At 41.8% G+C, this 14961-nt stretch carries 16 protein-coding genes; 8 read left to right on the top strand and 8 right to left on the bottom strand.

Annotated elements, in window-relative coordinates; translation table 11 throughout:
* Window positions 1-108: 108 nt before the first annotated feature.
* The gene (locus WAE57_RS09695) at window positions 109-843 is read left to right on the top strand and encodes a Bax inhibitor-1/YccA family protein (protein ID WP_337710458.1); all 735 of its coding nucleotides are present in this window, start codon (window positions 109-111) and stop codon (window positions 841-843) included.
* 174 nt (window positions 844-1017) lie between these two features.
* Window positions 1018-1824, top strand: coding sequence for an enoyl-ACP reductase (locus WAE57_RS09700; protein WP_086198305.1), 807 nt, complete (start codon window positions 1018-1020; stop codon window positions 1822-1824).
* Between the two features lie 152 nt (window positions 1825-1976).
* Here the strand turns inward: WAE57_RS09700 and secB are convergent, their stop codons facing one another.
* From secB to rsgA, 4 genes are all read right to left on the bottom strand, one after another.
* On the bottom strand, window positions 1977-2432 hold the full coding sequence (secB, locus tag WAE57_RS09705; protein WP_086175789.1) for a protein-export chaperone SecB: 456 nt from the start codon (window positions 2430-2432) through the stop codon (window positions 1977-1979).
* A 38-nt stretch (window positions 2433-2470) separates the two neighbouring features.
* Window positions 2471-2725 (bottom strand): glutaredoxin 3, encoded by a 255-nt coding sequence (grxC, locus tag WAE57_RS09710; protein ID WP_086175788.1) that lies wholly within the window; start codon window positions 2723-2725, stop codon window positions 2471-2473.
* Window positions 2726-2743: 18 nt separating this feature from the next.
* Window positions 2744-3151, bottom strand: coding sequence for a rhodanese-like domain-containing protein (locus tag WAE57_RS09715; protein WP_086175787.1), 408 nt, complete (start codon window positions 3149-3151; stop codon window positions 2744-2746).
* A gap of 94 nt (window positions 3152-3245) precedes the next feature.
* Entirely contained in the window at window positions 3246-4304 is a 1059-nt protein-coding gene (gene rsgA, locus WAE57_RS09720; RefSeq protein WP_337710464.1) for a small ribosomal subunit biogenesis GTPase RsgA, read from the bottom strand.
* Between the two features lie 125 nt (window positions 4305-4429).
* On the opposite strand from rsgA, the gene orn reads away from it, so the two are divergent.
* The 3 genes from orn to WAE57_RS09735 all read left to right on the top strand — a co-directional run bounded on the left by orn (window position 4430) and on the right by WAE57_RS09735 (window position 6824).
* Window positions 4430-4987, top strand: a complete 558-nt coding sequence (orn, locus tag WAE57_RS09725; RefSeq protein ID WP_301433667.1) for an oligoribonuclease — start codon at window positions 4430-4432, stop codon at window positions 4985-4987.
* A gap of 138 nt (window positions 4988-5125) precedes the next feature.
* Window positions 5126-5911, top strand: coding sequence for a tRNA threonylcarbamoyladenosine dehydratase (locus tag WAE57_RS09730; protein ID WP_237787973.1), 786 nt, complete (start codon window positions 5126-5128; stop codon window positions 5909-5911).
* Between the two features lie 403 nt (window positions 5912-6314).
* On the top strand, window positions 6315-6824 hold the full coding sequence (locus WAE57_RS09735; protein ID WP_237787972.1) for a pyridoxamine 5'-phosphate oxidase family protein: 510 nt from the start codon (window positions 6315-6317) through the stop codon (window positions 6822-6824).
* A 170-nt stretch (window positions 6825-6994) separates the two neighbouring features.
* Here WAE57_RS09735 and WAE57_RS09740 read toward each other — a convergent pair whose 3' ends face one another.
* On the bottom strand, window positions 6995-8041 hold the full coding sequence (locus WAE57_RS09740) for a hypothetical protein (RefSeq protein WP_337710468.1): 1047 nt from the start codon (window positions 8039-8041) through the stop codon (window positions 6995-6997).
* Window positions 8042-8198: 157 nt separating this feature from the next.
* Here WAE57_RS09740 and pheS point away from each other — a divergent pair, with 157 nt between their 5' ends.
* From pheS to WAE57_RS09755, 3 genes are all read left to right on the top strand, one after another.
* Window positions 8199-9179: a phenylalanine--tRNA ligase subunit alpha gene (pheS, locus tag WAE57_RS09745; RefSeq protein ID WP_131267062.1), complete on the top strand. Its 981-nt coding sequence runs from the start codon at window positions 8199-8201 to the stop codon at window positions 9177-9179.
* Between the two features lie 144 nt (window positions 9180-9323).
* Window positions 9324-11705 (top strand): phenylalanine--tRNA ligase subunit beta, encoded by a 2382-nt coding sequence (pheT, locus tag WAE57_RS09750; RefSeq protein WP_337710474.1) that lies wholly within the window; start codon window positions 9324-9326, stop codon window positions 11703-11705.
* The gene (locus WAE57_RS09755; RefSeq protein ID WP_004649746.1) at window positions 11702-11998 is read left to right on the top strand and encodes an integration host factor subunit alpha; all 297 of its coding nucleotides are present in this window, start codon (window positions 11702-11704) and stop codon (window positions 11996-11998) included. The genes pheT and WAE57_RS09755 overlap by 4 nt, the downstream gene beginning before the upstream one ends.
* Window positions 11999-12168: 170 nt before the next feature.
* On the opposite strand, the gene WAE57_RS09760 is transcribed toward WAE57_RS09755, so the two are convergent.
* From WAE57_RS09760 to trxA, 3 genes are all read right to left on the bottom strand, one after another.
* Window positions 12169-12417, bottom strand: a complete 249-nt coding sequence (locus WAE57_RS09760; protein WP_337710502.1) for a hypothetical protein — start codon at window positions 12415-12417, stop codon at window positions 12169-12171.
* A gap of 421 nt (window positions 12418-12838) precedes the next feature.
* Window positions 12839-14107, bottom strand: coding sequence for a transcription termination factor Rho (gene rho / locus WAE57_RS09765; protein ID WP_005007569.1), 1269 nt, complete (start codon window positions 14105-14107; stop codon window positions 12839-12841).
* A gap of 328 nt (window positions 14108-14435) precedes the next feature.
* Entirely contained in the window at window positions 14436-14762 is a 327-nt protein-coding gene (gene trxA, locus WAE57_RS09770) for a thioredoxin (protein WP_086175779.1), read from the bottom strand.
* Window positions 14763-14961 lie beyond the last annotated feature (199 nt).

Raw genomic sequence — 14961 nt, forward strand, 5'->3', positions numbered from 1 at the left:
AGTCGTGCTATGTGACCGATATTTTATGCAATGTTGCACAGATTCATTTTCTGTTCTTAAATGCTGTCTATACTACTTAAAAATCTACATGACAATAATGAGTGAATTATGCAAAGTAATAATCCTATTTTAACCCGGGTAGAAACCCAGAGTGATTTTAACCAGACCATGACGGTGCAAGGCGCTATCCAAAAGTCGGTGTTATTAACCGTGATTGCTGCTGTGGTCGGTTTATCGTTATTTTTATATAGCTTCTTGACCCTGAATATCTCCATTGCCTATTCCGCTGCAATCGTGGGGGCAATTGGCGGATTTATCCTAGCAATCATCACCACCTTTAAACCGAATACTGCACCGGTATTGGCCATTCCTTATGCGCTGTTTGAAGGTGCATTTTTAGGCGGGATTTCGGTATTGTTTCAGCTGAAATTTCCTGGAGTACCTTTGCAGGCCTTGCTTGCGACCTTTATCACTACCTTGGTGATGTTTGGGTTATACCGTTTTCAAATTATTCGTGCCACAGAAAAATTTAAAGCTGTGGTGATGTCAGCTTCTATTGCTATTGCCATGGTATTTGTGGTGCAAATGGTGATGAGTTTGGCTTTTGGTTCCAGTATTCCTTATATTTTTGAAAGCAACTGGCTCGGAATTGGCTTTGCCGCTTTTGTTGCGGTCATTGCTTCCCTAAACCTGATTCTCGATTTTGACCTGATTGAATCTGCCGCTGCACAGTATGCACCGAAAGCGATGGAATGGCTGTGTGGTATTGCCTTATTGGCGACTTTGGTGTGGATGTATTATTCATTCCTGCGCTTGCTGGGGTTGTTACAAGGGGATGATTAATCCGCTTAACAATCACAGCTAATTAAATAGCGTGATCAATTCAAAAATGCTCTCCTAATGGCGGAGCATTTTTTATGATTTTTACACAACATGTTAAAAAAAGGCGCATTATGCAATTTCGCAAATGCTTCAGACTTGGCATTATGCTTGTAAATTATTTTGAGTGAGATTCACATGGCACAAGGACTATTGGCGGGTAAGCGTTTTCTCATCGCGGGTATTGCAAGTAAGTTATCCATTGCATTTGGTATTGCTCAAGCCCTACACCGTGAAGGTGCGGAACTGGCATTTACCTATCCGAATGAAAAATTAAAAAAACGTGTTGATGACTTTGCTGAACAATTCGGTTCAACTCTGGTTTTCCCTTGTGACGTGGCTGTAGATGCTGAAATTGACCAGGCTTTTGCAGAATTGGCAAAACATTGGGACGGTTTGGATGGCGTAGTTCATTCAATTGGTTTTGCACCAGCGCATACTTTAGATGGTGATTTTACTGATATTACTGACCGTGAAGGCTTTAATATTGCGCATGACATCAGTGCTTATAGCTTTGTTGCGATGGCCCGTGCTGCAAAACCTTTGTTAAAAGTTCGCCAAGGTTGCTTGCTGACTTTGACTTATCAAGGTTCTGAACGTGTGATGCCAAATTACAATGTCATGGGTATGGCGAAGGCATCGTTGGAAGCGGGTGTACGTTATTTGGCATCTAGCTTGGGTAGTGAAGGCATTCGTGTAAATGCTATTTCAGCAGGTCCAATCCGTACTCTTGCAGCTTCAGGCATCAAGTCTTTCCGTAAAATGTTAGACCTGAATGAAAAAGTTGCACCACTGAAACGTAACGTGACCATTGAAGATGTCGGTAATGCTGCATTATTCTTATGCTCGCCTTGGGCAAATGGTATTACCGGTGAAATCATGTATGTTGATGCTGGCTTCAATACTGTAGGTATGAGCGCTGATTTGATGGCGGATGCGGAATAATCATTTTCAGTTCCCTCTCCCCATGGGAGAGGGCTAGGGTGAGGGATTGCTTTTTCTCCCTCATCCCGACCTTCTCCCAAAGGGAGAAGGGGGAAATATGGCAATAAAAAAGACCGCTTTTGCGGTCTTTTTTATTGCAGTCTAAAGCTTGCTTAAGCTTGACCTTCAGCAGCAGCTGCTTGAGCACGTTGCATATTGGCTTCGAATTCGGCATCGAAGTTAATTGGTGTAAGAAGCAATTGCGGGAAGCTTCCTTTCGTTACCATATCATTTACAGCTTCACGTAAGAATGGGAACAGGATATTTGGGCAGTATGCACCAAGAATATAAGGAAGACGTTCTTCTTCAACGCTATCAACCAAGAAAATTCCTGATTGGGTTACATCAACGATGAATGCTGTTTCACCTGCGTTATTCGCTTGAACAACCACTTGTAATGCAACTTCATAATGGGTCGCATCAATTTTTTCTGCAGAAGAAGACAGGTTGATGTTTAATTCAGGCTGCCATTCTTTGGTAAATACTTGAGCCCCAGGTACTTCAAAAGAAATATCTTTAGTATAAATACGTTCAAGTGCTAATTGCGGTTGAGCTTGTTGTTCACTCATTTTTTAATCCTTAATATGAGGGGTGACTTAATAAAATGTTAAGCCAATAATTCGTTGAGTTTTCCTTCACGCTCTAAAGCATAAAGTTGATCAAAACCACCGATGAATTGGTCGTTAATAAAAATTTGTGGAACAGTACGGTGATTGGTGCGTTGCATCAGTTCAACACGTACTTCAGGCGCTTCATTAGATAAATTAATTTCTTTATATGCAACGCCTTTACGCTCAAGAAGTTGTTTCGCGCGAACGCAGTAAGGGCATACAGTAGTTGAGTAAATTGTTACTTCAGCCATTCAAAATCTCCAAGCGTATTATTTGCTTTTAATCAGCGGTAAGCCTTGTACTTTCCAGTTGTTAATTCCACCGTCCAGACGGTAGCTGTCGGCATGACCCACTTGCTGTAAAGCGGTACCTGCAATTTGACCCAGGTTACAAATGAACACCAATGGTCGATCCGCAGATTTTAACTCTTCAACATGGCTTGTAATCTGGCTATATGGAATATTACGGCTGCCGCTGATATGACCTTCACGGAAATCTTTTGCATCACGTAAATCAATCAGCATGGCATTTTTAGCTTTCACTAAAATACCTAAAGATTGTGGTGAAATTTTACGACCATTGCGTTGTCCTTCTAAAATAAAGAACAAAACAATCAATACCCCGAGTGTTCCAAACAAGAAGGGGTGATTCCCCATAAATTCGAACCAACGTTCCACAAGTCACCTAATTACAATTTCAAAATTGCGTAGAGTATAGCCTATAAATATGGCGATCAAAATCACCGCTTCAAGTGCTAAGGGTTAAGAAAAATTAATTTTTTTGCTGTGCTTCTGTAATTTCATCAATTAAACGCAAATAACTGTCCAAACGGCGTTGCAAAATTTCACCGCTTGCGGCGGCTTGGCGTAAAGCACACTGTTTTTCATGCTTATGGGTACAGTTACGGAACTGGCAATGTCCCAACAGGTTTTCAATGTCAGGAAAACCGTGTTGAACCTTGTCCAGGTCTAAATGCCATAAGCCAAATTCACGAATTCCCGGTGAGTCAATCAGTGCAGCTCCTTCACCAAAGGCAATCAAGCGTGTAGAGGTGGTGGTGTGCTGACCCAGCGCCGAGTTTTCTGAAATCACATTGGTTTTTTGCGCTGCATCGGGAACCATGGCATTAATCAGCGAGCTTTTTCCGACCCCGGACTGGCCCACAAAGGCAACAGTTTCACCAGCTAAACGTTTCGCTAGTTCAGTTAAATCACCATCAGATTGAGTTTGAATCACTTCATAGCCTAAAGCTTGATATTCTTGCATCAGGGCCAAAATCGGATCATTTTCCTGAATTAAATCTGCTTTATTTAGTACCAATAGAGCAGGAATGTCGGCATCGGCACAGGCCACAAGGTAACGGTCGATTAAGCTGGGAGCGACTTCCGGAAAGGAAGCAAACACAATCACGATCAGGCTGACATTGGCAGCCACCGGTTTAACCTTGTGATAACGGTCAGGGCGGGTCAGCAGCGACTGGCGAGGATGAATGGCAGTAATAATGCCGAGTCCGGTATTTGGATCGGCCTGCCATTTTACCCGGTCACCTGTGACCAGTGCTTCCAGATTGGTTCGGGTATGACATCGCCATACACTGCCGATTTCAATCGGTTTCCAGAACGGTTCGGGTTCACCTGCTGCAACGATAGGTTTGGTGGGATGGGTTTCGGGCGCTGAGAGGGCTTGCACTTCAAGTTGACGGCCATAATGTTGAACCACTAAGCCTTCCAGATCATTTGAAGTGTCGAGTTCTTCTTGACGTGTTTGATGTTGTTTCTGAATGCGGCGTTGCTGCTGTTCAGTTAAACGACGTTTACGAATTAAAGCCATTCATATCCTAGAAAAACCATGAATTAAGTAAGGCAAAAATAGCATGAAGCAGGGTAGGAGTTACAGCCAAGTTGCAATAAATTTGCTACTATAGCTGTTTTTAAGCCTAATAAGATTGCACATTTATGAGCAGCACCCCTGATACCCGCCTGATTTGGATTGACCTGGAAATGACAGGTCTGGATACGGATAACGATCAAATTATTGAAGTTGCAACGATTGTGACTGACGATAACCTGAATATTCTGGCGGAAGGGCCGGTGCTGGCTGTTCATCAATCAGATCGCGTGCTCAATGCGATGGATGAATGGAATACGCGTCAACATGGACAATCAGGTCTGATTGAACGGGTACGTCGCAGTAAATTGACCGCTCAGGATGCAGAACAGCAGACGCTGGAATTTTTGAAAAAATGGGTCAATCCAAAATCATCACCGATGTGCGGTAACTCGATTTGCCAAGACCGCCGTTTCTTGCACCGTTTAATGCCGGAAATGGAACAATACTTCCATTACCGTAATCTTGACGTATCTTCAGTCAAAGAGCTGGCGAAACGCTGGCGTCCAGAAATTATGAGCGGCCTGAAAAAGAATGCCTCACATTTAGCCATGGATGATATTCGTGATTCGATTGTTGAACTCAAATATTATCGTGAGTACTTCTTTATCATGAATAAAGACTAATTTTAAGTAGATAGAAAGAGGCGAAAGCCTCTTTTTTTATCTTTGTCACAACTGCTGAAGGATGCGAAAGATATAGATTATCGGATTGAGCTGGAATTTGATAAAATGCCTCGGTGTTTTTTAGATGCCAGATGACGAATGACTGATCTCCTTGAAGATGATGAATATGACCGCCGCTTTGCGGGTGTAGAGAAAATTTATGGAGATGAAGCCTTTCGTCAGTATGAACACAGTCATGTGATGGTAATCGGCATTGGTGGGGTCGGTTCCTGGGCGGTTGAAGCCTTGGCACGTACCGGTATTGCTGAATTGACCTTGATTGATATGGATGTGGTTGCCGCATCGAATATTAACCGTCAATTACCGGCCATGACTTCGACCTTGGGACGGGAAAAAATTGAAGTGATGGCCGAGCGCTGTTATTCGATTAATCCACGTATCAAGATCAATCTGGTGGATGACTATTTAACGCCTGATAATGTCAAAGAGCTGTTAGCAAATAAACCTGATGTGGTTCTAGATTGCATTGATGATGTTAAAGCTAAACTGGCCTTAATGCTGCATTGTCGTTTTAATAAAATTCCTTTGATTGTATCGGGCGGGGCAGGCGGCAAGCTCGATCCCTTAAAAATTCGTGTCGCAGACTTGTCTAAAACTGAACAGGATCCGATGCTGGCCAAATTGCGTAGTCAGTTACGTGCCAAAGGCATTTGCAAAAAGCCGAAAGAAAAATTTGGTATTAGCTGTGTCTATTCTATCGATAACCCATTTTCAGGTGCAGAGGTCTGTGCCAGCGCCGGCCTGCGCTGTGGTGGTTATGGTTCAGCAGTAGTGGTGACTTCAAGTTTTGCTATGGTGGCGGTGTCAGAGGTATTGAAAAAGCTGACGGTTAAAAAAGCAAAAACGGAAGCATTAAAATCATGATGTAAACCCGAGTCTGTTGATCTTTAAGCTGAGTATTAAATACATTTGGATGCTCCTGTTAAATTTCAGCAGACTATTACTGCTATTATTCATAAAAATTAAAACAATTGAAGCAGAGACATTTAACCAAGTTAAAAATAGTTCAGGTATTTGAGCAACTGTAAAATTTATCGTTAATGAGCATTTAATAAATCTAAAGATAAATTCGACTTCTTAACTCTCTTTATAAGCAAATTCTTTTTCGTTGTTTCTTATGATCTTTAAGCCAATCTTTTATTATTCAAATGTATAAGTTGAGTAAGGTGAGATATCTAAAGCGAAAAATATCACTACTCTAAAAAAGAAGTGAATGCACAAATTAAATAATTTCTTATTTCTAAAGTTTAGCTTCAGGAGAAGAGCAATGACGGATAATCATAATCGCGAAAAATTATGGCAACTGATCAAGGAAGTACGATATGCCATGATCAGTCATACGACTGAAACACAGGAATTACATTCACAACCCATGACCATGCTGAATTCTGAGAAGACTGAGCAGATGAGTGAAAGTCACAATCTGTATTTTATCTTGAGTGATAGCAATGATCTGGTGAATGCAGTCAATTCCGGTCGTAATAAAATTGGATTATCTTTTGCCAAGCCCTCTGACAGCATTTATGTCTCGATTAGCGCACATGCCCGTATCAGCACAGATCCAACCTTGATTGATCAGCTCTGGAACCCGTGGGCTGAAAACTGGTTTGAAGGAAAGGAAGATCCGAGTGTACGCATCTTGGTGGCTGCAGCAGTCAGTGCAGAATATTGGAACGTGACTGACAATAAAGTGACTCAGCTATTTAAACTGCTTAAAGGCAGTCTTACTGGCCATGCTGGTGGAGTCGAAGCGGATCACAAAAAACTCGACTTATAATCTGCTTATATTTAAGGCTGTTTAAAAGATAGGCTAAGTGTTTAGGATTTTCATTCATTTTATTTTTAGGGTGATGAAGAACAAGAGATTAAGAAGAACACGTATAGATAAAAATACCTGTTCTTCTTTTTATATCTATTGAGCTGAATTTTTTAGCATCTTTATAAGAATTAAAGTCCGAAATAATAAGCCAAAAGACAAATCACAATGGTCAGTAGAATCAGTTTGATAACGCTCGATGTACCGATCTTGTGCGAAGCATGTGCAGGATGGCTTTTTACATGTGAGGTAGTATGTGGAGTGCTTGCTGCTGCACCATCCAGTGGATTGGCCACTTCAACTTTTTTCAGTTTTGCTGACTGATAATGGTTCGCTACCTTGACGATAAATTTTGCTGTTAAATCATCCAGTTTTTGCGAAAAATGGCGTAGATTCAGTTGCTCTTCTGGTGTCAGTTCACTGCCATCCACATGATAGGGATGTTGCTGTTTTTGCTGAATATAAGCGGATAAAGCTTCCAGGCGATGCAGTGTGGTATGCGCATAATCCGCCTGATAATCGCTTGGCAGTAAAGGCAGATATTTACTCTCGAACAATGGGGAACCATCGGCATTTTCCGTTGCAGTTTGTGGCATTCCATAATATGGAAAATCACGATTGGCAGGTTCAATAAATCCATCGGCAAACTTGCTGTCAAATAATTCGTTATTGGTATAAATCTGAATGTCATCCCAATTCGGCTGCTGTAAATCGGCATCGATACGTTTGGCCAGTTTTGAATTCAGCTCAAAACGCCAGAAGGTTTCCTGGCGACATTGTTCCTGCTGTGGCTTGGGCACTTCGTAATCATTATCGGCGTTATACCATTCAGCCAATTCCTTGCCGAAAATCCAAGCAGTCTTTTTATTGTGTTCATGGCTGACAATAAAATGCGGAATGGCCAGCAGTTCAACATTGGCATTTGGATTCTGTTCATCACTTAACAGACTGGAACTATGCAGGCTAATACGAAGCGTTCCCTGTTTTTTTAGACCTTCAAGCCAAACCTGGAAATGTTGTGCGAGTAAATGTTGTGACAGCAGATCTCGGAAACGTAAATTATGCTGGTTAAAAATGGCATGTTGTACCCAATGATTAAAGCTCAAATTCTGGCTGAGATATTCATTGCCATAGGTCACCAAAGTAAGTTGCTGTTTCCAAATTTGATCAAGCGCCATTGTTATTTATCTCATAAATATTGGCTTTATCTTATACTTTTTCTAAATCTGGATGCCAATCTAATTTTTCCTCTACAGGGAACTTCATCAACACGTTCAAAAACTGTTAGAATATGGGGTTTTATTATATTTTTAAATTGTTGCTTTGAGAGTTACTATGTCACTGGAAGCCCTGACCACTGAAGCGCTCGCTGCGATTGCAGCAGCTCAAGACCTTGCTACACTCGATCAAGTACGGGTGCAATTTACAGGGAAAAAAAGCCAGCTCGCGGAACAATCGAAGGCGCTTGGTAAAATGGATCCTGAAGAACGTAAAGTTTTCGGGGCAAAAATTCATGCGGTTCGTGAAGCGATCACTGGCGCATTAACGACACGCCAGGCAGAATTACAAAAAGCTGCACTAGAACAAAAACTTGCTAGCGAAATGATCGACATTACCTTGCCAGGTCGTGGTCAAAGTGTGGGTAGCATTCACCCTGTAACCCAAGTGCAAGAACGCATTTGTCAATTCTTTACCAAAGCCGGTTTTACTGTGGCTACCGGCCCTGAAGTTGAAGATGACTATCACAACTTTGAAGCCTTGAATATTCCAGGTCATCACCCTGCGCGTGCCATGCATGACACCTTCTATTTTGATGTGAATCATTTATTGCGTACCCATACTTCGGGCGTGCAGATTCGTACTATGGAAACACAACAACCGCCGATTCGCATTGTCTGCCCGGGCCGTGTCTATCGCTGTGATTCGGATCAAACCCATTCGCCAATGTTCCATCAAATTGAAGGCTTATACATTGCGGAAAATACCAGCTTTGCAGAACTGAAAGGTTTGTTGGTGAACTTGCTGAACGAATTCTTCGAAAAGGACTTAACCGTTCGTTTTCGTCCATCTTACTTCCCGTTCACTGAACCAAGTGCGGAAGTGGATATTATGGATGAACGCGGTCGCTGGTTAGAAGTTTTGGGTTGCGGTATGGTGCATCCAAATGTACTTCAAGCTGCCGGCATTGATCCTGAAAAATATAAAGGTTTTGCTTTTGGTCTAGGTGTAGAACGTTTTGCAATGCTTCGCTACGGTGTGAATGATTTGCGTATGTTCTTCCAGAATGATGTGCGTTTCTTACGCCAATTTGCTTAAACGAATTTATTAACCTCTCTTGCGAAGCAGTGCTTCTCATCTCCTAAAAAAGGAGAGGGGTTGCATGTATGACTCGGGGTTCTTCCTCCTTAGAAAAGAGAGGGAGAGGAATTCAAGAAATTAGATTTACAGGTTTTTATAGAAATGAAAATTAGCGAAAATTGGTTACGCGCATGGGTAAACCCTGCGGTTGATAGCGAAACTTTATCAGATCAACTTACTATGCTTGGTTTAGAGGTTGATGAACTGGCGCCAGCGGCAAAACCATTTACAGGTGTGGTGGTAGGTGAAGTGCTCACTGTAGAGCAGCATCCAGATGCAGACCGTTTACGTGTGACCACAGTCAATATTGGTTCAGGTGAGCCTTTACAGATTGTCTGCGGCGCACCAAATGTACGTGCAGGCATGAAAGCGCCTGTAGCCACCATTGGTGCAGTATTGCCGGGCGATTTCAAAATCAAGAAAGGCAAGCTTCGTGGTATAGAATCACAAGGCATGCTGTGCGGCGCGTCTGAAATCGATCTAGAAGACAAGATTGATGGCCTGTTAGAACTTCCTACAGATGCACCTGTGGGCGTCAACATCCGTGAATATTTAGATCTAGATGACAACGTTATTGATATCAGTATCACGCCAAACCGTGGTGACTGTTTCAGTATCCGCGGTATTGCCCGGGAAATTGGGGTAATCAATCAACTTCAAGTAACTGCACCCGAAATCAAGGAAGTGGCTGCGACCATTGCTGATGAGAAAAAAGTGGTTGTGGATACTGAGGGTTGCCCACGTTATTTAGGTCGTGTGATCAAGAACGTCAATACCAAAGCAGCGACTCCGGAATGGATGGAACGTGCTTTAGCGCGTTCAGGTATCCGTCAGCACAGCATTTTGGTGGATATTACCAACTATGTGCTCATTGAGCTTGGTCAGCCGCTACATGCTTTTGATGGTGCTAAAGTTAAGGGTTCAGTTCATGTCCGTCAAGCGACTGCTGCTGAAAAACTGGTGCTGCTGAATGAACAAGAAGTTGAACTTCAAGACAATGTGATGGTCATTGCTGATGATGAAAGGGCATTGGCGATTGCCGGCATCATGGGTGGCTTGTCTTCTTCTGTTACTGATGAAACCACTGAAATCTTCCTGGAATCAGCATTCTTTGCACCGCTAAACATTGCCGGTCGTGCACGTAGCTTTGGTTTGCATACCGATGCCTCACAGCGTTATGAACGTGGCGTAGACTTTGAATTGCCAATGATGGCCATGCACCGTGCATCACAGCTGATTGCTGATCTTGCAGGTGGTGAATTTGGTCCAATCACGGTTGCAGAAAAAACTGAGCTTTTACCAAAACGTGAAGCGATTGAGCTGAATCAGGCTCAAGTCGATCAATTGCTCGGTTACAAAGTTGAAAGTGACTTTATCAGTGATGCACTACAACGCCTAGGTTGTGTGGTGACTGTGAAAGCACAAGGTGAGTGGACTGTCGTTCCTCCATCACATCGCTATGATATGGCCATTTATCAGGACTTGATTGAAGAAGTTGCCCGTATTCACGGTTATGACAACATCCAGATCAGTTTGCCTGTAATTGATGTGAAACTTGCCAAATATCAAGATCAGTTTGAATTGCCGCAACTTCGTCAAACCTTGGTGACTTTAGGTTATCAGGAAGCAATTAGCTTTAGCTTTGCCGATGCCAAACTTGAAAAGCAATTGAATCCTGCGGTAAATCCATTGATGTTGGCCAATCCAATCTCAAGCGAATTGGCTGCAATGCGTTCAACTTTGTTATCCAGCTTGATTCCATGTGTGCAATACAATATCAACCGTCAGCAAAGCCGTGTGCGTTTCTTTGAACTCGGTTTACGTTTTGATTATCAAGATGCACAAAGCATTCATGATCTTAAACAGATTCCGACTTTGGCATTAATTGCAGTCGGTGCCAAAACAGCTGAATCTTGGCATGGCAAAGCACAGCCAATCGATTTCTTTGACCTGAAAGGTGAGGTTGAAGAAATTTTAGCGGCAGGACGTGTCAAAGTTGAATATGTGCGTTCAGAGCGTAGCTGGTTACATCCTGGACAATCTGCTGAAATTTTAGTTGATGGTAAGTCTGTCGGTTATCTCGGTCGCTTACATCCATCTTTGGAAGATGAGCTCGATTTGGGCATCACTTGGGTTGCTGAACTTGATCAAAAGGCTGTTTTGCAAACTTATGTATCTAATTTTACAGAATTATCACGTTTTCCATCGGTTCGACGTGATATTGCGCTTTTAATTAGTGATAAGATTAATGTTAGTGAAATTCAGCAACTTATCGGACAAACGGGTGGAGAGTTGTTAGACTCGACTTGGTTATTCGATGTGTATACTGGACAAGGGGTAGAAGAAGGGAAACGCTCACTGGCATTTGCCCTTCTCTGGCAGCATCCAAGCCGTACATTGGAAGATGCTGAAATTAAATCAGGTATGGATAATATCCTTCAAGTGTTGGAAAACACTTACCAAGCGACATTGAGGGCTTCATGACAGCACTAACAAAAGCAGAAATGGCTGATCATTTAAGTGAGCTCACGAGTTTAAACCGTCGTGAAGCTAAACAAATGGTCGAGTTGTTCTTTGATGAGATTAGCCAAGCGCTAATCTCAGGTGAACAAGTTAAACTTTCGGGTTTCGGTAACTTTGAGTTGCGTGATAAACGTCAGCGTCCAGGTCGAAATCCGAAAACCGGCGAGGAAATTCCAATTTCAGCACGCCGTGTAGTCACATTCCGCGCAGGACAGAAATTCCGTCAGCGCGTAGGAAATGAGCAGATCGATTGATCTGCTTTTTTTTTGTTTTAAGTTTTTAAGAGGTTTCTTTATTTTGAACAGATAAGGAAGAGTGTTGTTTGAAGATTAGATATTTTCATTCAGTATTTTGATTGACCTTTATTTTGGTCATAAAAAAAGAGAGCCAAAGGCTCTCTTTTTTTACTGAATAATCGTAAAGATTATTGAGCAGTAGAAGCGGCAGCTTCAGAAGCAGCAGGAGCTGCATCAACAGCAGAAGCAGCAGCTTCAGTAGCAGAAGCAGCTTCAACAGTAGCAGCAGAAGCAGCAGCATCAGCTTCAGATGCAGCTACAGTAGCTTCAGATGCAGCAGCATCAGCAGCAGGAGCTTCTTCAGTTTTTTTAGCACAACCAACGAAAGCTAAAGTAGTAGCAACTGCAGCAGCAATAGCGATTTTTTTGAATAACATGGCATCACTCTCTAAAATATGAGATTAAAAAAAACCTATGTTAGCCTGTTGAGTGCTTTTATTCTTCCTAAAATCTGTTAGGCAGTAACAATGCAGAGGCAGTCTAACTGGTCTGCGAATATGCTATCACTGCGCATTTTGAATTACTACTAGGGCACCGTTAAAAAATGCAAAAAAAGATAAAAAATGAGCATTTTTTTAACAGAAAATAACAATCAATAGGAGGGTTTATATTGGATAAATACTAAATAACTCGCTAAAAATTATGGTTTTTTAAAGTTAATATTTTTAAGAGTTTTTAACTTGCATATAAAGTTTACAAAGAAAATGGTTGATTGTAGCTTTATGTAAATAAAGTCAACCAAATAAAAAGGCTATCGTTAACGATAGCCTTTTAGAGAAAAAAAGAATAATAACCAGTTTAGTTAGTCGCTTTACGCTTCATTTGATCAAAGAAATCATCATTGGTTTTGGTTTCTTTCATACGGTCTAGCAAGAATTCCATTGCTGCCAATTCATCTTGGGTATGCAGCAGCTTACGTAGAATCCAAACTTTACGTAAGTTATCTTCACTCATGAGACGTTCTTCACGACGTGTACCGGATTTCTTGATGTTCATTGCAGGGAACACACGTTTTTCTGCAATACGACGATCAAGCGTAATTTCCTGGTTACCGGTACCCTTGAATTCTTCATAGATCACTTCATCCATCTTACTGCCTGTCTCAATCAATGCAGTAGAGATAATGGTGAGTGAACCACCTTCTTCAATATTACGGGCAGCACCAAAGAAACGTTTTGGACGCTCTAACGCATGAGCATCCACACCACCGGTTAATACCTTACCTGAAGAAGGAATCACCGTGTTGTAGGCACGTGCCAGACGGGTAATCGAGTCAAGCAGAATGACCACGTCTTTTTTGTGTTCAACCAGGCGTTTGGCTTTTTCAATCACCATTTCAGCCACTTGTACGTGACGAGCAGGGGATTCATCGAAGGTTGAGGCAATCACTTCACCACGAACGGTACGTTCCATTTCAGTCACTTCTTCTGGACGTTCATCAATCAGAAGCACAATGAGGAAACATTCAGGATTGTTACGTACAATCGATTGCGCGATGTTTTGTAACAACATTGTTTTGCCGGCTTTGGGCGGAGCAACAATTATCGAACGTTGACCTTTACCAATCGGAGCCACTAGGTCAACTACACGTGCAGTCAAATCTTCAGTGGTACCGTTACCAAGTTCCATCACCAATTGTTCAGTCGGGAACAATGGGGTTAAGTTTTCAAACAAGATTTTGTTGCGTGAGTTTTCAGGCGTGTCGTAGTTAATTTGATTAACTTTTAAAAGTGCAAAATAGCGTTCGCCTTCTTTAGGTGGGCGAATTGTGCCGGTAATGGTATCACCAGTGCGTAAGTTGAAACGGCGAATTTGCGATGGGCTGACATAAATGTCATCTGGGCCTGCAAGATAAGAACCTGCTGCAGAGCGTAGGAAACCAAAACCATCAGACAGAATTTCCAGAACACCATCACCAAAAATCTCTTCGCCATTCATTGCATGGCGTTTTAAGATGGCAAAAATGATGTCTTGCTTGCGGTTACGAGCCATTCCTTCTAGGCCCATAAACTCGGCAATCTTGATGAGTTCGCCAATCGGTTTTTTCTTGAGTTCAGTTAAATTCATAGGGGGTCAGATAGAATCAAAATTCTGGGATATAGATGAGAAAAGGGAGCAACATTTAGCCGCTTACACGCAATAAAAGTAACGCAATTGTATTTGCACAATAACAATTCAGAGGTCTGATACATTGTTTCGAAGAGAAAAGTGTAAAAACAATTTCTGTTGCCGAGCGGCGATCTTATGTGTTGTGTCTTGTAAGAAAATGGCGGATTAAAAATCCTTTATTCCTTGAACATGCAATATAAGAGCTAATCAAGCTTTTGTCAATTTATAGACGAAAAAAATACGCTATTTGGAGATAGCGTATTAGATTCAATCATTCTGCTTTAAATTAGATGTTTTCTTCAATAAAAGCAGTCAATTTAGATTTTGGTGCAGCGCCGACTTGTTGTGCTACAACTTCACCATTCTTAAACATCAATAGTGCAGGAATGTTACGGATATTGTAGTTTACTGCAGTCGCTTCACAAGCAGTTACGTCAACTTTAACAACTTTTACTTTGCCTTCAAATTCTGTAGACAATACTTCTAATACAGGTGCAATCGCTTTACATGGCGCACACCAGCCTGCCCAGAAATCGACAAGTACAGGTACGTCAGATTGTAAAACGTCAGCTTCGAAGTTCGCATCAGTTGTGTTTACGATATTGCCAGACATGGATATGCTCCAGATAAAATTTTAAGATAGTTTTATATCTATAAGTATTACATAGCCTGGTTTAACTATGTAGGGGGATATGTAAATTTTCCGTGATTATCTTAAGTTTGTCTAATTGATGCTCACGATATTGAGCATCGTATCCAGCAATTATTGCATCGGTAAAAAATAAAAACTGCTTCAGTTGAATTGATAAATG

Origin of the sequence: Acinetobacter sp. NS-4, assembly GCF_037402435.1 — a bacterium.
In the GTDB taxonomy this organism is placed as follows: domain Bacteria; phylum Pseudomonadota; class Gammaproteobacteria; order Pseudomonadales; family Moraxellaceae; genus Acinetobacter.